We start from the raw sequence: 25,701 nt of genomic DNA, 5'->3' as shown, positions 1-25,701 counted from the left end.
GCGTCCTTTCGTGTCGGACATGGGCTGATCGGCCGATGGCTCGGCCTTCGATCCGTCGCCCGCAAGAAGCGAGGGTGTCCGACACGCTCCATATGGTGCTTCCCATGATGGGAAGGTCAAGGGGTGGCTCGGTTGTCCTGATTGATCGAGCCTCTTGACTCTCCACCCTGAGCACCCCGCACCATCGAGGCCACACGTGCCTGGATGGCGCGCAACACCCAGGAGCCACAATGCTGACGCTGAACGTACCCGACATGAGCTGCGATCATTGCGTCTCGACGATCGAGCGGGCCGTCAAAGCCACCGATTCCGCTGCCGTCGTGGTCGTCGACCTATCGAGCCACATCGTTTCGATCGAGACGGACCGGCCCCCCGCCGACATCACGGCCGCGATCGAGGCGGCGGGTTACACCGTCGCAAGCCCGGCCGGCCATTAGAGGATCCGCGAGGCGTCAGGAGCGTTTGACGAGCGCACGTTCGAAGCGATCGACCTCGACCGTCGTTGCTTGCCTGATTTTGCGCTCCGCCTCGCGATAGGCTGCGACGATCTCTTCGCCGAGGGGCGTCAAGATCGCGCCTCCTCCATTCCGGCCGCCGCCTCGCGTCAAAACCAAGGGGTCGGCAAACATGCGGTTGAGTTCATCCGTGAGGAGCCACGCCCGACGATAGGCCATCCCGAAACGTCGACCGGCAGCAGCGATCGACCCCGAGGTTTGAATGGCTTCGAGCAAGGCGATTTTGCCTGGGCCGAGGCGACGCTCGTCGTCGAAATCCAAACGAAAGGTCACGTGTATCGGCATCGCGATCCAAGGTGGCAGGTCGTGAGAATGTTCCCGAACATGACCCACTTCAAGCCACGGCTTGACATGACTTAGTCGAGGTGGCGGCGCTTCATTCCGGCATTGAAGACCGTTCTGCAACTTGTCGTCAGATTTGCTTTATTCACTTTCATGCAAGCCAGTATCTTGTCTTCATCCGGAAAGGCTTCGCTGCAAAAGGCCATCACATCGTCGTGACAAGCGGCTTTTTCTGCGTCGGTTATGTTGTATTTACTGATCTCCGCATAAGCCGGCTGAGCCAAAGCAACGACCAATCCCGTATATATCATCGCTTGATTCAGCATGTTCCCACCTTCACAATTGCTCTCCACGACCCGCCCGAGGTCAACTTCATCACGGTGATAAAAGTTCTCATCGCAAAACGCGGCTGGTCCACTCAACGACCGGCTCCACGACTTTGACGCGGACAACATCGAATCCACGCGGCATCGACGTTGCGGTTTCAAATCTTGTTTTGGATTGTCGAGACAACGCTGATCGCTGCGGCAGGCGGACGAGAGCGACATGAGCCTGGCGGGTTGATGCCGCCTGCTCCGGCGGAGGCGGCCCTCGCTGCATTGTTTGTCGTCAACGTCATAACGACGAAACTATGTTGCGACGCGTGGCGTTCGCGCAGCACGACCACTCAGTTCCGCGCGGTCGAATACCGGGGTGCACCATGGCTTCTAAAGACAAGACACTGACCGACGCCTTCTACGAGACCTTGAAGGACGTTTATTTCGCTGAGAAGCAATCGGTTCGCGCGCTCACGAAATCGGCCAAGGCCGCCAAGGCTCCCGAACTGAAAGCCGCCTTCGAACACCATCGCGACGAAAGCGGTCACCACGTCGAACGCCTCGAGCAAGTCTTCGAGATTATCGGCAAGGCCGCACGCGCCAAGACCTGCGAGGCCATGCAGGGCATCGTCAGCGAAATGCAGGAAGACCTCGAGGATTTCGGTGGCACGCCGGCAGGTGACGCGGTTCTGATCGGCTGCGCGCAGGCGGTCGAACATTACGAGATCGCGCGCTATGGCACGTTGAAGAGCTGGGCGATGCAACTCGGCCACGACAACGCGGCGAAGTTGCTCGACGAAACGTTGCAGGAAGAGAAAGCTGCCGACGAGACGCTGTCGCAACTCGCCGAGACGATCGCCAATGCGGCTGCGGGCGAAGGCGAGGAAGACGACGAGAGCGAGTCCAAGGAGAAGTCGGAAGATCGCGAAGCCAATGCAAAGCTCGCGAAATCCGACGACGGCGGGAAAGCACCTGCCAAGAAGCCGGCCAAGGCTAAAGCCAAGGGTTAGTCTTCGTCGACCCGGTATCCGGGCGATGCTGCCGGATGCAGCATCGCCCTTTTTTTCGACTGGTCGCAGCAAAGAGACATGTCAAAATTCGAGCGCAGCCTGCTTCGGCATCGCGCTCGGCTCGGCCGGTTGTGACGACAAACCTGCCAAAAAGGCTCCAGCCTCGCGCACAATCTCGTCGCGCCGCTCCGGCCGCATCTGCGCCAACGTCCGATAGGGCATGGCGAGCCGTGCGTTTTTGCCGAGCTGGTTCTGGTTCTCGATCAGAAAATTCCAGTAAAGCGCATTGAACGGGCAAGCTTTCGGGCCGCTTTTGATCTTCGGATCGTAGCGACACGGGCCACAATAATCGGACATCCGATCGATGTAGGCGCCGGACGCGATATAGGGCTTGGACGCCAACAGGCCGCCGTCGGCGAAGAGTGCCATGCCATGCACGTTGGGCAGTTCCACCCACTCGTAAGCATCGGCGTAGACCGCAAGATACCACTCCTCGACCTGGCGCGGGTCGATACCGGCCAGAAGCGCGAAATTGCCGGTCACCATCAGTCTTTGGATGTGATGTGCGTAGGCGTTGCGGCGGGTGTCACCGACCGCGTTCGCGATGCAATTCAGATCGGTCTCGCCCGACCAGTAGAACCATGGCAGCGGACGGCTCGCGCCAAGCATATTGGTGGCCGCATAACCCGGCATTCGAAGCCAATAGATCCCGCGGATATATTCGCGCCAGCCAAGGATCTGCCGAATGAACCCTTCCACAGCGTTCAAACCAGCTTCGCCACGCTGGTAGGCGCGTTCGGCCGCAACGCAGATCTCCCGCGCGGTCAACAATCCAGCATTGAGGTAGGGCGACACGACCGCGTGGAACAGGAACGGCTCATCGGCTTTCATGGCATCCTGATAGTCGCCATAGAGCGGCAGGCACGCGCGGATGAAATGCTCCAGCGCCTCCAGCGCATCGGCTCGCGTCACAGCCCAGCCGAACCCATCGAGATCGCCGAAATGATGGGAGAAGCGCATGGCGACGAGGTCGAGCACCTCGCGTGTCATCGCATCCGGCTCGAACCGACGCCGGTTCGGTTGGTGAACCGTCGTCGGCAGCCGCTTGCGGTTCTCTGTATCGAAGTTCCACCGGTCGCCCTCCGGCTCGTCGCCGCGCATCAGCAGCCCGGTTTCGCGCCGCATCTCCCGGTAGAAGAACTCCATCCGGTAGGATTTGCGATCCTCGGCCCAGCGCGCGAAGCGCCCCCGCGAGCAGAAATAGCGATCGTCATCCTCAATCGTGACCGGCAGGCCCAATTCGCTCGACCAGGCGCGCATCATCTCCCACACGCGCCACTCGCCGGGCTCGGTGACGACGACCCGATGGGGCGCATGTCGCGCAACGGCCCGCCGGAGTTCGCCCGTGAACGACCCCGTGTTTGCGGCGTCGTCGAGCCGGACGTAATCGACCGTTACGCCGCTGGCGGTCAGTTCGGCCGCGAAATGCCGCATGGCCGCGAAGATGAACGCGATTTTCTGCTTGTGGTGGCCCACATATGTCGTCTCGTCCGCCACCTCGACCATCAGGACCACGTCGTGCTGCGCTTCGAGACCGGACAGGCTGGAGATATCGTGGCTCACTTGGTCGCCGAGGACGAAGCGAAGCGTCTTCGGAATCGGAGTTGTTGCCCCGCCCTCGCTGGGTGCCTTCACGCGCGCCATCAATCCTCAGCCTGTCTCTGTTCCGTCTGTGTTCTATATAACCAGAGGGGCCCGATGGTTCGGGCCGAGACGAGCGACTTGGCGATTTGCCGCATCGGGTCGCTGCGTCGATGGGGGATCACGTGCCGAAAATGCGACGCAAGGGGGATTTGCCCGAAAAGATTTGCGCCACATGCGGCCGTCCCTTCGCGTGGCGCAAAGCTTGGGCGGCGGTTTGGTCCGAGGTGAAATATTGTTCCGATCGGTGCCGGCGGGAACGCGGCACGACCGGCGGGACGGACAGCAAGCGAGCCGACTGATCAGGCCCGATAGGGCGCCCCGCGCCATCAGGCGCCGACCGAATGCCTCACGCTTGTGCGACGGCGGTTTCGAAGCGCGGCAACCGAAGCGGTGCCGCGCAATCCATGCTATGCGCTACGCCGCCTTGGTGATGGAAGGGTCGAACTCCGCATGCCCAATTCGTTTGGTCTGAACCGCTCGCTTGGCGGCGCGATCGGCGCGATCGCGCTGGTGTCGCTGCTGAGCAGCCTCGCCCTCTACATGACTCAAACCCAACAGAACGAGGCGATCGACGCGCGCGGTCGCTCCCGCCAAATCATGTCCTCGCTCGACGCCTTCCGCGTCGCCATGCTGAACCAGGAAACCGGGCTGCGCGGGTATCTTCTGACCGGCGACGATAGCAGCCTCGAACCATACCGATCCGGTCGCATCGAGCTCGACCAGACCTTGGTCGATCTGCAGCGTCTCGTGACGGAAAACCGGACCGAGACCGATCTCCTCGTCCAGGCCCAAGATGCGGCGCGCCATTGGCAGACCGACATCGGCGAGCCCGCCGTTCATCAGATGGCGGTGTCAGCGACGCGCGACGAGGCTGTCGGGATCGAGATGAAGGGTGACGGGAAACGGCTCTTCGACCAGTTCAGGACGAGACTGAAGGCGATCCAAGATAGCGAAGAGCAGATCTTCGCCCATCAGAATGCGGTGGTGGAGGCGGCCAAACACAATTCATTGCTCGTGCTCGTCGTCGGCGCAATCATCACCCTGTTGATCTGCGCCGGGATGGGCATCGCGATCAATCGGCTCATCGTGCAGCCGCTGGTCCTGCTGGCTCAAGTGATGCGTCGGCTGACGCATCGCGACCTCGACGTCGTCGTCCCGAGTATCAAACAGCGCAACGAGGTGGGCGAGATGGCCCGTGCGGTCGAGGTGTTCAAAAAGGGATTGATCGAACTCGACCGGACGTCTCTGTTGCGCGTCACAGCCGATACGCTGCCGGCCATGGTCGGTTATGTCGATAACAAACGTCGCGTCGGCTTTCTCAACGGCGAATTTTCACGGACTTTCGACCTCGGACAGGGCGACGTCTCCGAAGTCTATGGCAAGCCCTTGATCGACGTGTTCGGGTCAACCCCGTTTCCCGGCGCGCGCCTCGAACTCGAAACCGCGCTCGGCGGCAAGGATACGCGGTTCGAGCAACGCTTGTTTCGCCCCGGGCGACCGAGCCGGGATATCGAAGCTTTCTACCGCCCGCATCGCGCCCCCAATGGCACGGTCCTCGGCGTCGTGACGCTGCTGACCGACATCACCGATCGCAAGCGTATGGAACGGCGGCTGGCGCAACAGGCGCGCGATCTGCTGCGATCCAACGAGGAACTCGAGCAATTCGCCTATGTGGCCTCGCATGATCTGAAAGCGCCGCTGCGCGGGATCGAGAATCTCGTGAGCTGGATCGAGGAGGATCTCGAAGGTGTGTTGACGGGCGACACGCAGACCAACATGGATTTGTTGAAAAGTCGCGTCCGGCGCCTCGAAAGTCTGCTCGACGATCTTTTGGCCTATTCGCGCGCCGGACGAGCCGACGATCAGAGCGATGCGGTCGACACGCGCCTTGTGGTCGAAGAACTCGCGGCGCTGGTCAGTCCGCCGGAGGGCTTCGAGATCACGGCCGACCCGTCCCTGCCGAAACTTCAGACACCGCGCGCGCCTCTGACTCAGGTCTTTCAAAATCTGATCGGGAATGCGATCAAGCATCATGACCGCCCATCTGTCGGGCACGTCATGGTGGCGGCCGCGCCGGGCGAGGGCGTCACGGAATTTACGGTTACGGACGATGGACCGGGTATTCCCGATCGCTTTTTCGACCGCGTCTTCGGTATGTTTCAGACATTGAAGCCGCGCGATGAGGTGGAGGGTAGCGGGATGGGTCTTGCGATCGTAAAGAAGCTGATCGAGCGTCGCGGCGGTAAGGTTTGGCTGAGCGGGGGCGAAGCGGGCCGGGGGCTTAAGGTGCATTTCACCTGGCCCGAAATTGCGTTGGGAAAACACGATGACACCGACCGTTAATCTGCTGCTGGTCGACGACGACGAAGTTGATGTGCAAGGCCTGAAGCGGGCCTTCGTCAAGAGCCGGATCGGCAATCCGATCGTGGTGGCGCGGGATGGTTTGGAAGCACTCGAGATCCTTCGGGGTGAAAACGGTAAGACCAAGCTTCCCAAGCCGCATCTGATCCTGCTCGACCTGAACATGCCGCGGATGAATGGTCTCGAATTTCTGGAAGTCTTACGCAAAGACGATGACCTCAAGTCCGCCGTCGTCTTCATGATCACGACGTCGAAGGCCGAGGAAGACAAGGCGCGCGCTTACGGTCACAATGTAGCGGGCTATATCGTCAAGCAGGATCCGGCCAATACCTTCATGCAGGCCGTGTCGATGCTCGAGCATTTCTGGAAGATCGTCGAGTTCCCCCAGTAAAGACATGACCAGCCCGACTCGTATTCTTCTCATCGACGATGATGCCGTGGACCGGGCCAGCGTGCGTCGAGCGCTGAACAAATCCGGCTTGTCGCACGATCTCATCGAGGCTGCGGACGGAACGACCGGCTTGCTGATCGCCGCGCAGCAAAACTTCGATTGCGTGCTGCTCGACTATCGCCTGCCCGACATCGATGCATTCGAGGTTCTCCAGGCATTACTGTCTCCCGAAGGCGGCAATCACGCCGTTCTCATGCTCACCGGTGAGACCGACGAGGAGCTGGCGCTCCGTCTGATGCGGGCCGGCGCGCTCGACTATCTCGCCAAATCCGAGGCAACGCCTTCGATCCTGGCGCGCGCGATCCGCTATGCGCGGGCGCGCCGCGGGTTTTTGGCCGAACTCGAGACGGCGCGACGCGAGGCGGAAACGAAGTCGATCGCGCTCGACACGCTGAATCGTCAGAAGACGCTGCTGTTCTCGATCATCGCGCATGATCTGCGGAATCCCTTCCAGGCGCTGCTCGGACTGTCCGAAGTGCTGAGCAAGGCGGCCACGACAAAAGACACGGCGGCGGTCGAGCGTCGTGCCCAAGGGCTGCATCAGGCAGCCGGGCAGGCCTATGCGTTGATGGAAAGCCTGTTCGCCTGGGCAAGCCTGCAGATGGAGACCACGGCGGTCGATCTCGACGCTGTCCTGCTCGACGACGTGGCTCGCGAGACGCTGGCCGGCGCGGCCGCCGCAGCGGCGGCCAAGACCGTCGCCTTGACCCATGATTGTTCGGGCCTCGTGGTCGAGGCGCAGCGCGACATGCTGCTCGCGGTGCTGCGTAATCTGGTCGGCAATGCGATCAAGTTCACGCATGTCGGCGGCAGCGTCGCGGTGTCGGCCCGGCTCGACGGCGGAGCCATCACGATCAGTGTTGCCGACACCGGCGTCGGCATGTCGCCGGACAAGCTCGCCGATCTGTTTCGGCTCGACCGAAGGGTCTCGACCAAAGGGACCGCGGGCGAGCGCGGCAGTGGGCTCGGTCTGCTGCTCTGCCGTGACCTGATGGAGCGCCAAGGCGGCAGCTTGTCGGTCGAAAGCGAGGTCGATCGCGGCACGACATTCCACCTCACGCTGGCGGCCGCATCACAGCTCGCGGAGCCCGTGGCGATCGCCGAAGAGACGTGATCCTGGAGCGGCCACACGGTCGACCCTAGGCGCCGTGACGCCGCCCGGCGTTGGCTCTATAGAAGTCGACGTTCGGCCCGAGAGGGCACCGACCTTTGGAAGCTTCGCTATGCCCGCTTATCGTTTCGTCACGTTCGACGTCTTCACTGAACGGCGGTTCGGCGGCAATCCGCTCGCGGTCTTCCCGGATGCGCGAGGTCTGTCGGACGCCGACATGCAGGCGCTGGCGACGGAGTTCAATCTCAGCGAGACCACCTTCGTGCTGCCGCCGGATGATCCGGCCCACACGGCCCGCGTCCGCATCTTCAATCGCACGGCCGAAATGCCGTTCGCCGGACACCCGAATGTCGGCACCGGCTTTGCGCTGGCTCAGCTCGGCCGCGATCACGATGGCGTCATGCTGTTCGAGGAGATCGCGGGGCTGGTGCGGGTCGAGGTTGAGCGCGACGGCGCCGGGGCGGTGGTTCGCGCCACGATTGCGGCTCCGCAGCCGCTGTCGCTCGGGATCTCGCTCGAGGCGGACGCCATCGCGGCTTGCGCTGGCCTGCAGCCGGACGACATCGTCACGACCGCGCATCAGCCTGTCCGCGCATCGGTCGGCACCGGCTTCGTGCTGGCCGAAGTGTCGCCGACCGCCTTGGGCCGTGCCGTACCGGACATGGCTCGGTTCCGGCAGGTGTTGCTCGAGACCCCGGCGCTCGCGGGACGGTTCGCGCTCTATCTCTATTCGCATGAGGGCGCGACGATCCAGGCCCGCATGTTCTCGCCCCTGACCGGAACGATCGAGGATGCGGCGACCGGCAGTGCGGCCGCGCCGCTCGCGGCTTTGCGACTCTCGATGACGCAGGACGACGACGCGGCCTATCTCGTGCATCAAGGCGTCGACATGGGCCGCCCCAGTTTGCTTCACGTCCGGGCCTGGCGGGAGCCGGGCGGTATTATGGCCAGCGTGGGTGGTGCTTGTGTGCCTGTCCTGAGCGGCGAGGCGCAGGTTTAAAGAGACGATCAGGCCGGCGGCGATCACCTGCAGCCGTGACGCTTCCGCTGTGCGGTCGTTAACCGAGCCACTGCGCTTCGAGCGAGAGTTTGGCGAGCAGGACGGCGCGACCCGCCTCGTCACGGACCGTGACCTGGAGGGCGGTATGGTCCTCGAGGCGATCGAGATGCGCCACCAGTGTCGGCAGCAAATGGAGAGCTTCGAGCCGGGCGGCCTCCACATTGGGGAGCCAGCATCCGACATCGTCGTTGTTTTCCGCCCCTCTCGAAAAGTCGAAGTAGTAGCGCTTCATCGGGAGACCCCTTCCTGCTTGGAAGCAAGACCACCACTCTAGCCGGAATATGGTTAATTAAAGATTTCTTTTATGCTGTTGTTAGTCGCACGGCTGGCTATGACAATCGTTAGCCTGTCAGCTTTGTCCATCGAAGCAACCGGACCCCTCTGGAATGACGCCTCTCTGCCGACTTAAAGCATGGCGAGAGATCCGATTTTGAGCGCAACTTGGATCGCGACTTGCATTGCGGTCGGGCTCGCCCGATCCTGGGCAATTCGACAGCATTCCTGATGAGGAGGACGACACGATGATGGATGGGCGTTCTCTGCGTCATCGTTTAATCATCTGGACATCGCCTTGAACGTAAGCCTCGCCGTCTGGCGGTCCACCAAGACGACATCCGGCTTTCTGCTTTCAGCTGCCCTCAGCCTGCTCGGCCTGACATGCGTCACTTTCGTGATCGGTCGGTTCATTCCGGTCGACCCGGTTCTGGCGATCGTCGGCGATCACGCCACGCGCTCGACCTACGACCAGACGCGCCTCGCGCTCGGGCTCGATCGCTCGATCCCGGAGCAGTTTCTGATCTATCTCGGCAAGGTCCTGCACGGCGATCTCGGCACGTCGGTCATCACGTCGAATCCGGTCTTGTCCGATCTCATGCATTTCTTTCCGGCCACGCTTGAACTCGCCACCATCGCGACGATCCTCGGCGTTCTGCTGGGTGTGCCGGCCGGCGTCGTTGCCGGCGCCTGCAAGGGCCGCTGGCCTGACCATGTCGTGCGGATCGTCGGCCTGTTCGGCTATTCCATGCCGGTGTTCTGGATGGGCCTGATGGGGTTGTTTCTCTTCTACGGCAAGCTCAATTGGGTCGCGGGCCCGGGCCGGATCGACGCCGGCTACGAGGATCTTCTCGATCCCGTCACGGGCGTCATCCTGATCGACAGCGCCATGGCGGGCGCCTGGGACGTGTTCCGCAATGCGCTCGCCCATATTGTGCTGCCGGCCTCGATCCTCGGCTATCTGTCGCTCGCCTATATCGCGCGGATGACCCGCAGCTTCACGATCGCGCAACTCTCCCAGGAGTATACGACGACGGCGCTCATCAAGGGCCTGACCTATTGGGCTATGGTTTGGCGACATGCCTTTCCAAACATCCTCGTCCCCCTCATCACGGTGATCGGACTGAGTTATGCGACGCTGCTCGAAGGCGCGGTTCTGACCGAAACGGTCTTTGCGTGGCCAGGCCTTGGCCTGTACATCACGCAATCGCTCTTCAACGCCGACATGAATGCCGTCTTGGGCGGCACGATCGTGGTCGGCGTAGTCTTCATCGGCATCAATGTGTTGAGTGACGCGCTTTACCGTCTCGTCGATCCGCGACTGCGGGCCGCATGACCGAGATCACCGCGCCGCAGTCCAGCCGAGGTATCCGGGCCTGGTTGACGGACCCAACGCCGACCTCGCTGGCGCAAGCCCGTCTGAAACGGTTTGTGAGTGTTGCCGCCAAGCTCTGCTCCAACCCGCTGGCTCTGTTCGGCCTCGTCATCGTCGCGGCGCTGATCCTCATGGCGCTGCTGGCCCCGGTCGTGGCAGGCGGCGTCTCGCCGATCGACCAGAACCTCGCGGGTCGCCTGCAGCCCCCGAGCGCCGCGCATTGGTTCGGCACCGACGAACTCGGTCGCGATATTTTCGCCCGCACGGTCTACGGTGCACGTGCCACGCTGGCGATCGTGGCGCTTGTCGGCGTCATCGTCGTGCCGGTCGGTCTCGCGATCGGCACGCTGTCGGGGTATGTAGGCGGCGCGGTCGATACCGTGCTGATGCGGATCACCGACATCTTCCTGGCTTTCCCGAGCCTCGTGCTGGCGCTCGCCTTCGCGGCGGCGCTCGGGCCGGGCATCGTCAATGCCGTGATCGCGATCTCGCTCACGGCGTGGCCTCCTTACGCGCGCCTTGCGCGGGCCGAAACCGCCGCCATCGCGCGCACCGACTTCATCGCGGCCGTTGTGCTGCAAGGCGCTTCGACGAGCCGCATCCTCTTCCGTCATGTGGTGCCGCTGTGTCTCTCGTCGGTCATCATCCGCCTGACGCTCGACATGGCCGGCATCATTCTGACAGCGGCTGGTCTTGGTTTCCTCGGTCTCGGCGCGCAGCCGCCGACGCCTGAGTGGGGCGCCATGGTGGCGGCGGGGCGCAGCGTCGTGCTCGACCAATGGTGGGTCGCGACCATTCCGGGCTTCGCGATTTTCTTCGTCAGTCTGGCGTTCAACATCCTTGGCGATGGCTTGCGCGACGTGTTCGATCCGAGAAGCGCATGAGGGGTTCGCCGTGATCCAGCCGCTTCTCGAAGTGCGCGATCTCGACGTTGCCTTCACGTCCAATGGCGTGACGACGCATGCGGTGCGCGGCGTCTCGTTCGACCTCGGGCGGGAACGGCTCGGTGTCGTCGGCGAGTCGGGGTCGGGCAAATCCACCACTGGTCGCGCTATCTTGGGCCTTGTGCCTCCTCCCGGCCGCGTCGCGGCCAGCAGGCTTGCGCTCTCCGGCGAGGATCTGCGTGGAATGTCGGCACGACAATGGAGCCGCTATCGCGGGAGGCGGATCGCCATGGTGATGCAGGATCCAAAATTCTCGCTGAATCCAGTCATGACGGTCGAGCGTCAGGTCACCGAGGCTTATCGGCTGCATCATCGCGTCGGCGCGGCTGCCGCACGCCGGCGCGCCCTTGCGATGCTGGAGGCCGTCAGCATCGACGATCCAGAATCGGTGTTGCGTCGCTATCCGCATCAATTGTCGGGCGGCATGGGCCAGCGCGTCATGATCGCCGCCATGCTGATCGCTGAACCCGATCTCTTGATTGCCGACGAAGCGATTTCGGCGCTCGACGTCACGGTGCAGAATGAGGTCATGGGGATCCTCGACCGGCTCGTGCGCGAGCGCGGCATGGGGCTCATCTTCATCAGCCACAATCTGACGGCGGTGGCGAGCTTCTGTGACCGCGTGCTGGTCATGTATGGCGGACGCGTCGTCGAGGAGTGCCGCGCGGATGCGTTGCAGCACGCCACCCACCCTTATACGCGCGCGCTGATGGCGGCGGCGCCCGATCTCGATCGGCCCGTTCGCAACCTCAGCGTCGTGACGCGTGATCCGGCATGGCTGACGTGAGGGACGTGGTCACCTCGCCGTTGATCGGGGTCGAGCATCTGTCGGTCTCGTTCAGGGTCTCGGGTGGATTGGCCCTGGCGGTGCAGGACGTGTCGTTTGCGGTGCGCGAGGGCGAGAGCTTCGGCATCGTGGGCGAATCGGGTTCGGGCAAATCGACTGTGCTGCGTGCCATTGCGGGGCTCGTGGCGCCGACGCGGGGCCGGTTGACGCTCGATGGCACGGTGTTGGAGAAGCGGCGTTCACTCGCCCAGCGGCGCGCCATGCAGGTCGTGTTTCAGGATCCGTACGGCTCCCTGCACCCCCGCCAGACCGTCGATCGCATTCTCCGTGAGCCCCTGGCGATTCATCGCATCGCCGAACCCGATGCGGTGATCCGGGCCACCATGCTGGCGGTCGATCTCGACCCCGCTTATCGGTTCCGCTTTCCACATCAATTGTCGGGCGGCCAGCGCCAGCGCGTCGCCATTGCGCGGGCCTTGATGCTCCAGCCGCGCATCCTGCTGCTCGACGAGCCCACCTCCGCGCTCGACGTGTCGGTGCAGGCGGAGGTGCTAAACCTCTTGGTTCGTCTCCGCGCCAGCCGCACGCTGACCAGCATCCTCGTGAGCCACGATCTCGCGGTCGTGGCGCATCTCTGCGACCGCGTGGCAATCATGCGGCAGGGTCGGATCGTCGAGGTGGTCGGCGTCGATGCCTTGCGCAGCGGTGAGGTGCGGGAGGATTACACGCGCGACCTGCTGGCGGCCAGCCGTGGTTTCCGCCGCCGGACGACCGATGTGGTCGGTGGATCTTGAACATGCCTCGGACGGCCGATCGCATTCGCCTCGTGCGCGATGCGAGCAGCGGGGTCGAAGCCATCAGGGCGCGATTCGGCGGCCACGCCTACGACATGCACCGGCATGACGAATGGCTCGTCGGCGTCACGGATTTCGGCGTACAGGAGTTCTTCTGCCGCGGCGCCCGACGTCGCAGCACCACGGGTCGCGTGATCCTCATCGAACCCGAAGAGATGCACGACGGCCAGGCCGGCGCCGAGGATGGGTTCGCCTATCGCATGCTGTACCTGCCCCGCGCATGGCTGCGCGCCGGTCTCACCGACACGCCCGATGCCGATCCCGCCTTCAGGGCCACCTTGTCGGACGACGACGGACTGGCGACGGCGATCCGTCGTGCCTGCACGCTTCTGGCGGAGCCGTCGCCCCGTCTCGCCCGCGATGCGGGGCTCGACGCGGTCCTGGATCGCCTCCGCCCGCATCTCGGCCGGTCGGCACCAGGGGCGCAGGCGCTCGCGCCGAGGGTCGCGGCCCGCGCGCGCGAGCGCCTGCACGATCGGATGACCGACGAGATCGGGGCCGACGATCTGGCGCGGGCCGCAGGCGCCGCCGATCGGTTCCAGCTGTCACGGACGTTCCGAGCCGCCTATGGCACGTCGCCCCATGCCTATCTCGTGCAGATCCGCCTGACCGAGGCGAGGCGCCTGCTGTTGGCGGGAGAACGCCCGGCCGCGGTGGCGGCGGCCTGCGGCTTTGCGGACCAGAGCCATCTCGGCCGCTGGTTCCGGCGGGCCTATGGCGTGACCCCGGCGGCCTATCGGGCCTGCTGCACGGGCGTTCCAGACATGGAGGCGTACGCCGTCTACGCAAGCGGTTTGGAGAGACCGCAAGCGAGTTGACGGCATGATATTCGATACCAAAGTAGCGATCCTGGTCCTCGAGGATCTCGTGACCTGGCAGAAGCTGAACGTCACGGCCTTTCTGGCGACCGGGATCGCGGGCGCGGCGCCGGACGCCATGGGCCGACCCTATGAGGATGCGGCGGGGCGTCGGCATGCCGCGCTGCTCGGCCAGCCCATGATGATCTTCGCGGCGACGCCGGAGACGCTCGCGCGGGCCTACCGCCAAGCCCTCGACCGCGACCTCACCCGCGCGGTCTACGTGCGGGCCATGTTCTCGACGGGCCACGACGAGGCCAATCGCGCGGCCTTCAGGCTGGAACCCGCCGACGCGCCTGATCTGGTCGGCCTCGCGCTACGCGGCCCGCGCAAGGATGTCGACAAGGCCACCAAGGGCGCTTCGCTGCATCCGTGAGGTTGGCGCTTCCGCACCCCTCGCCGAGCGCTTCGGTCAGGAGGCCAGGCTGCTGCTCGCGACGGTCCGGCCGGACCGACCGAGCGTCAGGATCGCAACCGTGAGGGTGCCGACGGCGCAGAGCGCGATAAGCGCCACCATGGGAAGCGCCGTGCCGTTGAAGAACAGGCTGGCGATCGTGATCATGAGGCCGCCCGTCACCATCTGCAACGTGCCGCCGAGAGCCGACGCGATACCGGCGATGGGGCCGTGATCCTCGAGCGCCAACACCATCGTGGTCGGGATGATGAGGCCGAGAAACGCATAGGCGAAGAACAGGAGCGTCACCAGCACCGGCAGGCTATCGACCCCGAGCGCCGTGATCACGAAGAGCAGCACCGCGAAAGCCGTGTAGAGGGCGGCGGCTGTCAGCACGATCCTGGCCATGCCGAAGCGCGTCCCGAGGGCCGCTGCGACTTGTGAAAAGCCGATGAAGCCGATCGCGTTGATCGAGAAGCCGAGGCTATATTGGGTCGGCGTCAGGCCAAAATGGTCGATGTAGATGAATGAGGAATTGGCCAGGAAGACGAAGAAGCTCGCCATGCCGAGCCCACCCGTAAAGGTGAGCCCGAGAAACCGCCAATCGCGGAACAGCAGCGCGAAGCCGCCCAGCACGTTGCGGAGACTGGCTTGCACGCGCTGCTCCTGCGGTCGCGTCTCGGGCAAGACGGTCACGATAAGCGTGAGCCCCACGATGGCCGCGATCGTGACGGCCACGAATACCGCGCGCCAGCCGAACGGCACGATGAGGGCGCTGCCGAAGAGCGGCGCCAGGATCGGCGACACGCTGAACACCAACATGACGAGCGCCATGAGCCGCGTCGCTTCCGGGCCGGTGTGAAGATCGCGGATGACGGCACGCGGGATCACCATGGCGGCGGCGGCACCGATCCCCTGGATAATCCGGAAAACGATGAGCCAGCCGACGCTCGGCGCCAGCCCGCACCCCACCGACCCCGCCGCGAAGACGGCGACGCCGATAAACAAGGGCATCTTGCGGCCGGAGACGTCCGACCATGGGCCGTAGATCAACTGACAGAGGCCGAATGCCAGAAAGAACGCCATCAAGGTCATCTGGGTCGCGCCCGTGGAGGCGTGCAGATCGGTCGCGATGGTCGGCAGCGCCGGCAGATACATGTCGATCGCGAAAGGGCCGACCGCCGAGAGCAAGCCGAGCACGATGGCGTTTTTGGTGAAACTCGATGCCATGATGTTCCGTGTCGCTCGCAGCCGATAGGACGAGAGGGATCTGTGCGGGATATCGGCCTTGTGGTCCAGCGCTTGCTTCACACGCCTGGCTTGCGCGCCGTCCGCAAATCCAGTCTGCTTGATGGGTCGCGTCATCTATCTGCGTCATCAGACGCCTCGGGAGGGACCAGCATGTCGGATCGTTTGAGGGTGCGGCTGCTGGCGGCCGTGACGCTGGGAACGGCGCTCGGCTTGGCTTGGCCGTCCGTGGGGTCGGCTGTCGCCGCGACCCCGGCCGACACGCTCGTTATGGCCAAGAACATCGACGACATGATCAGCCTCGATCCGGCCGAATGCTATGAGCTGACCGGTGTCGAGATCGACAGCAACATCTACGACCGGATCATTCGCAACGATCCGCATGACGTCACCAAGCTGGTGGGTGGGGCAGCCGAAAGCTGGATCGTGAGCCCAGACGGCAAGACCCTAACGTTCAAGCTGCGGCCCACCATGACATTCGCGTCGGGGAGCCCCGTGACGGCGGAGGATGCCGCTTTCTCGCTCGCCCGTGTGATCAAGCTGAATAAGAATCCGGCGTTTCTGATCGATCAACTCGGTTGGACCAAGGACAATGTCGACGCGATGGTCAAGGCGCTCGACCCGACGACGCTGCAGATCACCATAGGGCCAAATTACTCGCCCTCGCTGGTGCTTGCGCTGCTCTCGTCGATCGTCGGTTCCGTGGTCGAGAAATCGGTCGTGATGCAGCACGACCAGGGTGGCGACCTCGGCAACGCGTGGCTGAAGACCCATTCGGCCGGCGGCGGTGCCTTCACGCTGAAGTCCTGGAAGGCCAACGAGAGCGTCGTGCTCGATGCGAACCCGACGTACCGCGAAGGCGCGCCCCCGCTGAAACGCGTCGTGATCCGTCACGTGCCGGAGGCCGCGGCACAGCGGCTGCTCATCGAAAAGGGTGATGCCGACATCGCCCGTGACCTCACGACCGACCAAATCGCGAGTATCGCCGGCAATAAAGACGTGACGGTCGTGCGCTCGCCGCAAGCAACGCTGCATTATGTCGGGCTGAACGTGAAAGCTGCGCCGCTCGACAACCCGAAGGTGCGGCTCGCCTTGCATTATCTCGTCGATTACGACGGCATGGCCGGCTCGTTCCTGAAGGGGCAGTATCAGGTTCACCAGACATTCTGGCCGTCCGGCTTCTGGGCCGCGCTCGACAAGAATCCCTTTAATTTCGACCCCGCGAAAGCCAAGTCGCTGCTGGCGGAGGCGGGTTACCCCAACGGCTTCGACATCACGCTCGATGCGTCCAACACGGCCCCCTACATCAATATCGCGCAGGCCATTCAGGCCAACATGGCCCAGGGCGGCGTCCGCGTGACGATCATTCCGGGGGAGCAGAAATCCGTCATCACCAAGTTCCGCGCCCGCCAGCACCAGATGCTGCTGATCTATTGGGGTCCCGACTACATGGACCCGCATACCAATGCCGATAGTTTCGCCCGCAACACCGACAATTCCGACAATCCGCCAACCAAGCCGCTGGCTTGGCGCAACTCCTGGCTGATCCCCGAGATCAGCAAAATGACCGAAGCCGCCGTCGAGGAGCGCGATCTCGGAAAGCGCGAGCAGATGTACAAGGATCTGCAGCAAAAGCTGCTCGACGACAGCCCTTTCATCATCATGTTCCAGGAAGTGAAGCAGACGGCCGAGCGGGCCACTGTCAAAAACTTCATCCTCGGCCCGACGCAGGACGTCGTCTTCTACGGCATGACCAGCAAATAAGCCCGCCGGGGCAGGGGTGGAGGCTAGACCGCCTCCGCCCATTCGACCGCGAGCTCTTCGCGAAAGGCGAAGCGTTTCAGATGCTCGGTCACCACCTCGCAGAGCCGCGGCAGAACCGCAGCGTCCTCATTGGCGAGGCTCATCAGCAATCGATGCGGCTCAGCCACAAAGCTACAGGTCGAGCCGTTGAGATCGATCGTGCCGCGCGAGGGATCGAACGTCACCGTGAACTTGTGGCTCCAGTGTTTGCAGAGCTGTTGCAGGTAGCGGCTGGCGTGTTCGGTTTCGACTTCGGCCGTGAACGTCGACATCGGGTCCGGTTCCTTTTCGCGCCGCTCAGGCCCAGCTCCGCTCCAGCAGCGACAGCCAATTCCCGTGGGCGATCTTGGCGAGCAGCGCCTCCGAATAGCCCGCTTGCCGCATCCGATCGAGCAGATTTGGAAGGCCGGCGACGCTCCCGACCTCGGCCGGGACGATGGCGCCATCGAAATCCGATCCGAACGCGACCCCATCCTCGCCGAGCCGTTCGAGCAGTGCGTCGAGATGGCGAACCATGTCGTCGAGGCTCGTATCGGCCCGCATTTGCCCGTCGGGCCGCAAGAAGCAAGTGGCAAAATTCAGCCCGACGACACCCTTGCTCTCCGCGATGGCGTCGAGTTGCTTGTCGGTGAGGTTGCGGGCCGAGGGGCAGAGCGCATGAACGTTTGAATGGGTCGCGACCAGCGGTGCATCGGTCAGGGCGGCGACGTCCCAAAAGCCTTTTTCGTTGAGATGCGACAGGTCGAGCAGGATGCGGCGCTGGTTGCAGCCGCGCACCAAGTCACGGCCGGCTTCGGTCAAGCCGTCTCCGGTATCGGGCGAACTCGGAAAGCGGAAAGGGACGCCATGCGCGAAGATGTTGGGCCGGCTCCAGACGAGACCGAGCGAGCGAAGCCCCACGGCGTGGAGGACGTCGAGCATCATCAAATCGCGGTCGATCGCCTCGGCGCCTTCGATGTGAAGCACGGCCGCGATCTTGTGGCTTGCCATGGCGGCCCGAATGTCGGGCGCGCTGCGGCAGATCGCGAGGTCGTTCGGAAACGCGCGTTCGAGCCGCAGCAGGATCGCCACCATACGGGCCGTCCAGTCACCCGCGCCATGATGCGGCAGCGGCGGCGGCAACGGCATGTCATAGGCGGCCCCGTTCATCGAGCGGCTCATGTCGGGCATGTCGCGTGGCGGCGGAAACACGGCGAACATGCCGCCTGCGAAACCGCCTGCGCGAGCCCGCGGCAGGTCGAAATGTCCCTTGCCATCGCCCTTTTCGAACAGCGCCTCCGGGGTCGATGCGGTCTGCATGGCGAAGCGCAGCAATGTGTCGTTATGGCCGTCAAAAACGGAAATCATCGGGTTTGTCATAACAATCCTGAGCGGACTAAGCCGCTTTTTGCGCGAGGCGGCTCATCTCGGTCTTGATGAGTGCGCTATAGGGACCTTCCCGGTCGAGGAGGTCGTCGGGTGCGCCGTCCTGCACCACTTTGCCGTTCTGCAGCACCAGAATGCGATCGAACGAGCGAACGGTCGACAGGCGATGCGCGATGGTGATGACGGTGCGCTTTTCCATCAGCCGCTCCAGCGCGAGCCGGATCGCTTCCTCGGCCTCGCTATCAAGGGCCGAGGTGGCTTCGTCGAGCAGGAGAATCGGCGAATCCTTGAGGAACGCGCGGGCGATGGCGATGCGCTGACGCTGCCCACCCGATAGCTTCAAGCCACGATCGCCGACGATCGTATCGAGCCCTTCGGGCAGGTTCTCGATGAAGGGGCGACAGCGCGCCGCAATGGCGGCGTTCCAGACCTCTTCATCGGTCGCATCGGGCCGGCCGTAGCGGATGTTTTCGGTCAGCGTTCGGTTCAGCAGGGCCGTATCCTGCGGCACGATCGCGATGGCGTCCCGCAGGCTCTGCTCGGTAATGCGCGAAATATCCTGGCCGTCGATGAGGATCTGGCCGCCCTGGATGTCGTAGAAGCGCTGCAGCAACGCGATCAGGGTCGACTTGCCGCCGCCCGAGGGCCCGACCAGGCCGACGCGTTGCCCCGGCTCGATCTCGACCGTAAAATCGCTGAACACCTTGCGGCCGGACGGATAGGCGAAGGCCACATCCCGGAAGCTGACGCGCGCGCCAGCCGGCACCAGGGTCGCGGCATTCGGAATGTCCTTGAGATCGTGCGGCGACAGCAGCGTCGTCAGCGCCTCGGAGAGCCGCGCCATATGTTGCGTCACATCCACCAGCGCGACCGCAAGATCGCGCGTGGCGCTCAGCACCGAAAGGCCGAGCGTGCAGACCAGCACGACGTCACCGGCCGTGATCTGCCGGGCCTGCCAGAGTTTGATGGCCCAGCCGAGCAGCCCAAGCGTCATCACGACCACCACCACCGCATGAGCGAGGCGTAGCTTTTCGAGATATTGCAGGCTACGGCGGCGAGCCGTCATCTCCTTATCGACCGTTACATCGAAGCGGCGATGCTCCCGCGCGATGCCGCCGAACGCTTTGACGAGCGCCATATTGCCGATGACGTCGACCATCTCGCCGTCGACGGCCGCGGCCTTGTTGGCAAAATCGTGATGGAGCGGCTTGCCCATGGCGGCCATCTTGAACATCACGACGATGACGACGAGCGCGACGCAGATCAGAAATCCCGCCATCGGCAGGCTGACGAGCGTCAGAAACGCGATCGCGCCCACGGTCGCGACGCAGGGCGGCAGGACGTTCCAGACGAACATGTTTTCGATCGTGAAGACCGCATTCGAGGTCGCGGTGATGCGGCTCGTCAAGACACCTGGGAGGCGGTCTGCAAAATAACCCGGCGCGTGGCCTGTCAGGTGGCGAAACAGGTCGGAGCGGAGATCGCCGGTCACACCGACAAACGCATAACTGCCGATCCAACTTGCGATCCGCCAGAGGAAATTATCGGCCGCGATGAAGCAGACCAGCACCGTAAAGGCAGTCCAGGGGCTCTTCCCGCTATCCTGGCCGGCCGCCAGCGCATCGACGAGGCCTTTGATGCCGAATTGTGTGCTGACCGAACAGGTCACCGCCCCCAGAACCGCGATCAGGATGCAGGCATGCGCAAGGCGGCGCTTAAGAATGTAGCGCGCGAAAAATCCAAACGGCCGATGCGCGTAATTTTCCATCAAACCGCAAGCCTTCCCGCATTCCGAGTGGGCAGTGTTCCGATGCCGGCTGTCTCAGCCGTCACTGAAACAAATGTCGTGCCGCGCCACAACCTTTCTCGTGAAAGAGGCGGAGAAGACCGCATTGGCGCGAGAACGTTCATGGTGACACCGCGCGGATTGGCTCGGGTGACGCGGGGGCGGGTCGGTCCAGGGTCTCGGGCATGAACAGCCAAACCGCCAAGAAGCCGAAACCGGCGACGGTCGCCATCGTCACGAAGGCGAGATGGCTTCCGAAATGGTCGGAGAGAGACCCCGCGATCGTCGTGCTGATCGCGGCGCCGATGCCAACCGCGCAGCCGACCGCGCCCTGCGCCAGATTGAAGCGTCCGGCTTTGGCGGTAACGTCCGCAATGGTGAGCGGCACCAGGACGCCGAGTGCGGCCGCCGACACGCCATCGAGCGCTTGAACCGCGACGAGAATGCGGGGGTCGCTGGTCAGAGAGAAGATGAGGCCACGGAGCGGCAGTGCCGCAAAGCCGATCAGCAGCAGCGGCTTGCGTCCCCATTTCTGCGCCTTGAGGCCGACAATGGGCGACAGGATCGCGACGATAACCTGGGGCACCACGATGGCGGCGGCCACGAGTGCTGTCGCGGCGCTACTCGACCGAAGCGTCAACATGCTGGCGGCGAGCGGCAACATTGCCGCATTGGCCAGGTGGAACATGACGATGCAGGCCGAAAAGATCACCAGTGGACGAATGCGCGCCAAATCGCGGAGATCGGTGAGGATCGCGCCGCGCCCGCGTTTGACAGCGGGATCACCGCCCTCGCGGACCACTTTGATCTCGTCGCTTTTGATCCTGAAAAGGGCGATCAGGGCTGGAAGCACCAGCGCGCCAGAGACGAAGAACACGGATCTCGGGGAGAGGTACGTCCCGCAAAGGCCCATGCCGGCCGCCGCGAGTCCGGTGCCGATCGAGGCGAAGGACGCATTGCGGCCAAGCCGTCCGCTGATCTCGCGACGGCCGACGAGGCTGAGGCTGATCGACGCCAAGGCGAGGCCGAGGACACAGCTCGCTCCCGCATGGACGACGCGCGACAGCATGACGAGCGGGAAGACCGGCCAGATCGCCATCGCGAAGGCACTGCCGCCGATCGCCAAAACCGCGATGGCGGCCGCGGCCCTCAGGTTCTTGACCGCATCGACGACCGCGCCGGCCGGGATCTGGCCGAGCAAGCTCACTAGACCCGCCACCGTCAAGACGAGGCCAATATCGGTCTGGGTCCACTTCTGTGCCGTGAGATAAACGGCCACGAACGGGCCGAAGCCTGTTTGAATATCGGCAATGAAAAAGACGAACCAATCGAGGCCGTTGCGGCTCTGCTGAGAAGCGTTCGGCGTCGACACGTCTGGCGGCCTCGCGCCGCTGGCCGGCTGAGTCGCGCTCAGATCTGAGACTGTCATTCAGGGTTCCCGCACGCCCTAGGGCGCTGCTGGGGCGGGTGTGGGTTGAAGCGCGGATGGTTGTGCCGCGGCGGGTGCAGGCGTTGATGGCACGGTGGGGGCCGGTGCTGGCGCAGAAGCGGCGGGTTGCGGCGGCGAAGCCGGTGCCTGTGCGGCCGGCGTTGTGGCAGCGGGTACCGCGGCCGCGGGAGTTGAAGCCGCAGGTGTGGCGGTGATCGGTGCCGTTGCGACAGGCGGCGGCGCGATGGCAGCGGGTGCTGCGGCAGCCACTGGATTCGTGGCAGTCACGGGGGCCGCCGCAGCCACAGGAGCCACCGCCGGAGCTTCCAACGCCGGTGGGCGACCGAGCACGACGACGGGCTCCCCTTCTTTGTAGACGGGGGCGACCCGTAATTGATTGCGCGGTAGGTCGATGACCAATTTATCGGTCTTGCCGTCGTCGGCCATGTGAATGGCGCGCCAATCGACCGCGATCTTGCGGCTCCCGACGCCGAAGAACCCGCCGAAATCGATGACGGCGGCGCGCATCTGTCCGGAACGATCGATCAGTAGGTCGACGATGCGGCCCATGTCGTCGCCCTTGGTGTTCTGGACGTCCTTGCCGAGAATGCTCTCGACCTCCGGTCCATCGAGCACGATCGCGGGGGTGCCGGCCGTCTCCTGAGCTTTAGCCTCGGCCTTCGCCTCGGCTTTGGTCGGTTCGGCCGCTTTCGTTTGCGCGGCAGGGCTTGCGGCAGGGGTCGCGGCAGGGCTTGGGGCAGTGCTTAGCGCAGGAGTGGCGGCCGTCGGCGTCGCGACGGGTGCCGGTTGCGTCGTGGCCCCCAAAGCCGGCGGAAGCGCATCGGCAGCCCGCGCAGTTTGGCTCAAGGCAAGGGCGAGGACGATGACGCTTGCGCGGATCACAGCGCTCCCATGCGCGCTCCGCGTGACCGGACTCTGATGACGCTGCGCTGTCCTGTGGTCAGACGGACCATGCGGTTCGGCCATGAAACGCTACCCTTCGGCTACAAACACATGTCCCGAAGCGAGGATCCGGCCGTCCCAGTACAGGGGGGCGGTTGCCGCGGGGGCGCAGCCCATCATCGTCACGCGAGTACGGTTGCAACAGCCTCCGCAAGCGTGACGTGTCATCGGCTCTTCACCATATCGTCTAGGGGTTTTCGGCCGCGTTGACCACTCCCACACGTCCGAGAGCCCCTATTATGTCGAGGTGGCAAACGTGCCTTCATCGACGCGGCAGTCGAAAACCAGCGCCATCACTGGTCGACCGGTTCAGGTGCAGCGGATCATGGCAAGCGGCCCTGGAACCGTGTCGCTGACAGGCTCAAAACGACCCGTTTCCGGGTCGCGCACCTGTAGCCGACCGGTCGCCACCCCAAAATAAGCGCCATGCAGATGCAGCGTACCGGCTTCGACTAAGATCCGGAGCCACGGAAAGGTCATCAGATTCTTGAGACTGAGTTCGACCGATGCAAATTCCAGCCGATGCAGGTAATCGGCATCGTCATCGGCTTTACGCGGGCCGATGTTGGCAGCCGCGGGGGCGATCTGCGACATCCAGCGACCGATGAAATCACCCGATGACAGCGGCTTCTGTTCGTCGGCGAAGGCGCGGATGCCGCCACAGAAGGCATGCCCAAGCACGACGATATGCTTGACCTTCAGCGCCTGGACTCCGAATTCGAGCGCCGCGCTCGTACCGTGTTGGGAGTCACGATCGGGTTCGTAGGGCGGGACCAGATTTGCCACGTTGCGGACGACCAGCAATTCGCCAGGGGCGGCATCGAAGATCACCTCGGGCGACACGCGCGAGTCCACGCATCCCACCACCATGATCTCGGGTCGCTGTCCGGCATCGGCCAGCATTTCGTAGCGGGAGCGTTCGCTGGCGAACCGGCCACCCAGAAAGGAGCGGTAGCCTTGCGTGAGCCGATCGGGAAACATGGGACGACCTCAAACGGGGAGCAGCCCCAGCGTGAGGCTGTCGGCGGGACCTAACAGAGTTGGGCAATTCCGCCAACAACGCCTGGCCCATCGCCTCCTCGCTTGCGGGTCCTTAGAAGTCGATGTTGGTCTTGGCTCCGATCAGGAACGAGTTCGACACAGCAGCGGTCGCGCCGGGTTTGAGGAAATATTCGAGCTCTGGCTGGATCAGCACGCCAGGCGCGACATGGATCCCGTAATTGGCTTCGAACACGGCCCCGTTTCGCTGCACTCCGCGCGCATTGCCGTAGAGCGGAAGATCGAGGCTCTGCTCGAGTTGCTCGGTGCGGGTGATCTTGTTGCTGACATCGTAATAGGTCGCCGCGAAACCGATCTGATCCTGCGGGCGTGCATCCCAGAATCCGCGATCCAGCACGCCGGCCCAGAGGAAATTCCGGATCAGCGAGGTGTTGGAGTCGTCGTGGGCGTAGCTCGCCAGGAGAATGAGACCATCGTTGTCGTTTGGCCCGTTGCGGGCGATCATCTGGTCGCCCTCGACCCAGAATTGGGCTCGCCCATGATGTGGCCGCCCGGTCAATCCGGTGAGCGCGAGCGGCAGGTTCTGTCGGTCGAAGAAGGTGTCCGGATAGTCGGACGTGTCGTAATTGAACCCGAGCTTGTAGTGGCCCGGCATTTCGTCCGGCCCGAGGCGCGGCTCGAAGCCGAGTTCGAGCGGGATACTGACGCCCGTCGTTCCTTTCAGGGTCCAATCGAACCCGCTGTAGCCGCCCTGCGTGTAGCTCTCGCCGGGAACCGGGAAAGGCTGCGACTGGAACAGTCCGGTCATGATGTAGGTCGTGTCGGTCGTCTGGCCCTTGATACGCGCGCCCCAGACGCTGGTCGGCCAATCCTCGAAGCCCTGCAGCGACGTCAGCGCGCGATTATGCCCGCAGATCGTCAGCGTCATGAAGTTGCAGTTGAGCGGGGAGGCGCCGAAATCCGAACCAGGGGCCAAGCGGCCGAAGGCGATATCGATCTTGTCGTCGGCCAGTTTCTGCTCACCGTAGAACCACACCAGTTTGACGATCTGGCCGAAGCCGGCGCCGTAGATTTCCTGCGCCTGCAGGACGTTGTCGCCGATGAAACGCGCGCTCGCATTATTGCCGGCGCGGTTGATGAAGATCGTGTGGGTCGAAAATCCATCGAGCCCTGCCAGGGTCTGCCAATTTACGTCGACCGCGAGAGCGATCTGATGCGCGTAGGCAGCGCCCGCTTTGACGCCACCGGACACGTTGGCAACGCTCTCAGTCGTGTAATTCAGCGAATAATTCACGCCATATTTGGCAAGGCGCGTGCGGAAGCCGTCCCAGTCCCCGAAGGCATGTTCGGGCTCGACCGCAGCATGTGAGATCTTGGCGCGTTTGGTCGGGTTCGACGGCGTCACAGGCGCGGCCGGCTTGCGGGCGCCTTGTGGTTTGGGCAACGCCTCGTCGCGCGCGGCGCTTCTGCGAACGGCGGTTTTAGCGGCTGGCTTGAGGGCTGCGGGAGGCGGCACGACGGATTGCGGCGACCTCGTCGCGGCCGGGGCGGTCTGGGCGATGCCGGGCGCCGGAGCAGCAAAAATAAGGGCCACAGCTGAAGCGAGAGCGGCGAGCCGCACCGAACGACATGTGTCGAGAGTCATGTTTCCTGCCGTTCCTGATTTTTGGACGGCTTCTTCGTCCTGCACCGGGCGTGACGATCACGCGACTCGGACGCTTCTGGTGCGATCAGCATCGACGCTGAGCGTCGATGCCTCAAGAGGGCTGTTCCAGACCGATCGATAAAATCAATTCGGTGTGGCCGAGGCGAC

The 25,701-nt window shown here is 63.7% G+C and carries 26 protein-coding genes; 14 read left to right on the top strand and 12 right to left on the bottom strand.

Annotation, left to right across the window (positions count from 1 at the left end):
* Positions 1-230: 230 nt before the first annotated feature.
* The gene (locus EY713_RS00315; RefSeq protein WP_131113042.1) at positions 231-437 is read left to right on the top strand and encodes a heavy-metal-associated domain-containing protein; all 207 of its coding nucleotides are present in this window, start codon (positions 231-233) and stop codon (positions 435-437) included.
* Positions 438-452: 15 nt separating this feature from the next.
* Here EY713_RS00315 and EY713_RS00310 read toward each other — a convergent pair whose 3' ends face one another.
* The gene (locus EY713_RS00310; protein WP_245572835.1) at positions 453-788 is read right to left on the bottom strand and encodes a winged helix-turn-helix domain-containing protein; all 336 of its coding nucleotides are present in this window, start codon (positions 786-788) and stop codon (positions 453-455) included.
* Between the two features lie 83 nt (positions 789-871).
* Positions 872-1,345, bottom strand: a complete 474-nt coding sequence (locus EY713_RS00305; protein ID WP_131113040.1) for a hypothetical protein — start codon at positions 1,343-1,345, stop codon at positions 872-874.
* 152 nt (positions 1,346-1,497) lie between these two features.
* On the opposite strand from EY713_RS00305, the gene EY713_RS00300 reads away from it, so the two are divergent.
* Positions 1,498-2,124: a YciE/YciF ferroxidase family protein gene (locus tag EY713_RS00300; protein WP_131113039.1), complete on the top strand. Its 627-nt coding sequence runs from the start codon at positions 1,498-1,500 to the stop codon at positions 2,122-2,124.
* An 81-nt stretch (positions 2,125-2,205) separates the two neighbouring features.
* Here EY713_RS00300 and EY713_RS00295 read toward each other — a convergent pair whose 3' ends face one another.
* Positions 2,206-3,819: a cryptochrome/photolyase family protein gene (locus tag EY713_RS00295; protein WP_245572834.1), complete on the bottom strand. Its 1,614-nt coding sequence runs from the start codon at positions 3,817-3,819 to the stop codon at positions 2,206-2,208.
* A 131-nt stretch (positions 3,820-3,950) separates the two neighbouring features.
* Between EY713_RS00295 and EY713_RS00290 the strand changes: the two genes are divergently transcribed.
* The 5 genes from EY713_RS00290 (at position 3,951) to EY713_RS00270 (ending at position 8,751) form a co-directional block, all read left to right on the top strand.
* Positions 3,951-4,127 carry a DUF2256 domain-containing protein gene (locus tag EY713_RS00290; RefSeq protein ID WP_170314060.1) on the top strand — a complete coding sequence of 59 codons (177 nt, stop codon included), beginning with the start codon at positions 3,951-3,953 and terminating at the stop codon, positions 4,125-4,127.
* Between the two features lie 151 nt (positions 4,128-4,278).
* The gene (locus EY713_RS00285; protein ID WP_131113037.1) at positions 4,279-6,171 is read left to right on the top strand and encodes a CHASE3 domain-containing protein; all 1,893 of its coding nucleotides are present in this window, start codon (positions 4,279-4,281) and stop codon (positions 6,169-6,171) included.
* Complete coding sequence (locus EY713_RS00280; RefSeq protein WP_131113036.1) at positions 6,155-6,580, top strand: response regulator; 426 nt, start codon at positions 6,155-6,157, stop codon at positions 6,578-6,580. The genes EY713_RS00285 and EY713_RS00280 overlap by 17 nt, the downstream gene beginning before the upstream one ends.
* 4 nt (positions 6,581-6,584) lie before the next feature.
* A complete protein-coding gene (locus EY713_RS00275) occupies positions 6,585-7,754 on the top strand; it encodes a hybrid sensor histidine kinase/response regulator (RefSeq protein ID WP_131113035.1) in 1,170 nt (389 codons plus the stop codon).
* Between the two features lie 109 nt (positions 7,755-7,863).
* Complete coding sequence (locus tag EY713_RS00270) at positions 7,864-8,751, top strand: PhzF family phenazine biosynthesis protein (protein ID WP_131113034.1); 888 nt, start codon at positions 7,864-7,866, stop codon at positions 8,749-8,751.
* Between the two features lie 58 nt (positions 8,752-8,809).
* On the opposite strand, the gene EY713_RS00265 is transcribed toward EY713_RS00270, so the two are convergent.
* Entirely contained in the window at positions 8,810-9,043 is a 234-nt protein-coding gene (locus EY713_RS00265; RefSeq protein ID WP_131113033.1) for a DUF6894 family protein, read from the bottom strand.
* Positions 9,044-9,382: 339 nt separating this feature from the next.
* On the opposite strand from EY713_RS00265, the gene EY713_RS00260 reads away from it, so the two are divergent.
* The 6 genes from EY713_RS00260 to EY713_RS00235 are packed head-to-tail and all read left to right on the top strand — an operon-like array spanning position 9,383 to position 14,277.
* Complete coding sequence (locus tag EY713_RS00260) at positions 9,383-10,420, top strand: ABC transporter permease (RefSeq protein WP_131113032.1); 1,038 nt, start codon at positions 9,383-9,385, stop codon at positions 10,418-10,420.
* Complete coding sequence (locus tag EY713_RS00255) at positions 10,417-11,343, top strand: ABC transporter permease (RefSeq protein ID WP_131113031.1); 927 nt, start codon at positions 10,417-10,419, stop codon at positions 11,341-11,343. Before EY713_RS00260 ends, EY713_RS00255 begins: the two co-directional genes overlap by 4 nt.
* Before the next feature lie 10 nt (positions 11,344-11,353).
* The gene (locus EY713_RS00250; RefSeq protein ID WP_245572833.1) at positions 11,354-12,190 is read left to right on the top strand and encodes an ABC transporter ATP-binding protein; all 837 of its coding nucleotides are present in this window, start codon (positions 11,354-11,356) and stop codon (positions 12,188-12,190) included.
* On the top strand, positions 12,178-12,984 hold the full coding sequence (locus EY713_RS00245) for an ABC transporter ATP-binding protein (protein ID WP_131113029.1): 807 nt from the start codon (positions 12,178-12,180) through the stop codon (positions 12,982-12,984). The genes EY713_RS00250 and EY713_RS00245 overlap by 13 nt, the downstream gene beginning before the upstream one ends.
* 2 nt (positions 12,985-12,986) lie before the next feature.
* Positions 12,987-13,862, top strand: coding sequence for an AraC family transcriptional regulator (locus EY713_RS00240; RefSeq protein ID WP_131113028.1), 876 nt, complete (start codon positions 12,987-12,989; stop codon positions 13,860-13,862).
* Positions 13,863-13,866: 4 nt separating this feature from the next.
* Complete coding sequence (locus EY713_RS00235) at positions 13,867-14,277, top strand: DUF2000 family protein (RefSeq protein ID WP_131113027.1); 411 nt, start codon at positions 13,867-13,869, stop codon at positions 14,275-14,277.
* A gap of 36 nt (positions 14,278-14,313) precedes the next feature.
* Here EY713_RS00235 and EY713_RS00230 read toward each other — a convergent pair whose 3' ends face one another.
* Positions 14,314-15,525 (bottom strand): multidrug effflux MFS transporter, encoded by a 1,212-nt coding sequence (locus tag EY713_RS00230; RefSeq protein ID WP_131119061.1) that lies wholly within the window; start codon positions 15,523-15,525, stop codon positions 14,314-14,316.
* Between the two features lie 171 nt (positions 15,526-15,696).
* Between EY713_RS00230 and EY713_RS00225 the strand changes: the two genes are divergently transcribed.
* On the top strand, positions 15,697-17,307 hold the full coding sequence (locus tag EY713_RS00225; protein WP_131113026.1) for an ABC transporter substrate-binding protein: 1,611 nt from the start codon (positions 15,697-15,699) through the stop codon (positions 17,305-17,307).
* A 23-nt stretch (positions 17,308-17,330) separates the two neighbouring features.
* Here EY713_RS00225 and EY713_RS00220 read toward each other — a convergent pair whose 3' ends face one another.
* The 7 genes from EY713_RS00220 to EY713_RS00190 all read right to left on the bottom strand — a co-directional run bounded on the left by EY713_RS00220 (position 17,331) and on the right by EY713_RS00190 (position 25,533).
* Positions 17,331-17,618 (bottom strand): DUF2218 domain-containing protein, encoded by a 288-nt coding sequence (locus EY713_RS00220; RefSeq protein ID WP_131113025.1) that lies wholly within the window; start codon positions 17,616-17,618, stop codon positions 17,331-17,333.
* Between the two features lie 25 nt (positions 17,619-17,643).
* Positions 17,644-18,693, bottom strand: coding sequence for a dipeptidase (locus EY713_RS00215; protein ID WP_245572832.1), 1,050 nt, complete (start codon positions 18,691-18,693; stop codon positions 17,644-17,646).
* 28 nt (positions 18,694-18,721) lie between these two features.
* On the bottom strand, positions 18,722-20,479 hold the full coding sequence (locus tag EY713_RS00210) for an ABC transporter ATP-binding protein (protein WP_131113023.1): 1,758 nt from the start codon (positions 20,477-20,479) through the stop codon (positions 18,722-18,724).
* A 139-nt stretch (positions 20,480-20,618) separates the two neighbouring features.
* A complete protein-coding gene (locus EY713_RS00205; RefSeq protein ID WP_131113022.1) occupies positions 20,619-21,926 on the bottom strand; it encodes an MFS transporter in 1,308 nt (435 codons plus the stop codon).
* 18 nt (positions 21,927-21,944) lie between these two features.
* Entirely contained in the window at positions 21,945-22,829 is an 885-nt protein-coding gene (locus tag EY713_RS00200) for a PRC-barrel domain-containing protein (protein WP_245572831.1), read from the bottom strand.
* A gap of 369 nt (positions 22,830-23,198) precedes the next feature.
* Positions 23,199-23,870, bottom strand: a complete 672-nt coding sequence (locus EY713_RS00195) for a carbonic anhydrase (RefSeq protein ID WP_131113021.1) — start codon at positions 23,868-23,870, stop codon at positions 23,199-23,201.
* A gap of 112 nt (positions 23,871-23,982) precedes the next feature.
* Positions 23,983-25,533: a carbohydrate porin gene (locus tag EY713_RS00190; RefSeq protein ID WP_131113020.1), complete on the bottom strand. Its 1,551-nt coding sequence runs from the start codon at positions 25,531-25,533 to the stop codon at positions 23,983-23,985.
* Between the last annotated feature and the right edge of the window lie 168 nt (positions 25,534-25,701).

It is taken from the genome of Lichenihabitans psoromatis, assembly GCF_004323635.1.
Lineage (GTDB): Bacteria > Pseudomonadota > Alphaproteobacteria > Rhizobiales > Beijerinckiaceae > Lichenihabitans > Lichenihabitans psoromatis.
The sequence above is the reverse complement of the archived record's forward strand: the minus strand, read 5'-3'. Positions and strand labels throughout refer to the sequence as shown.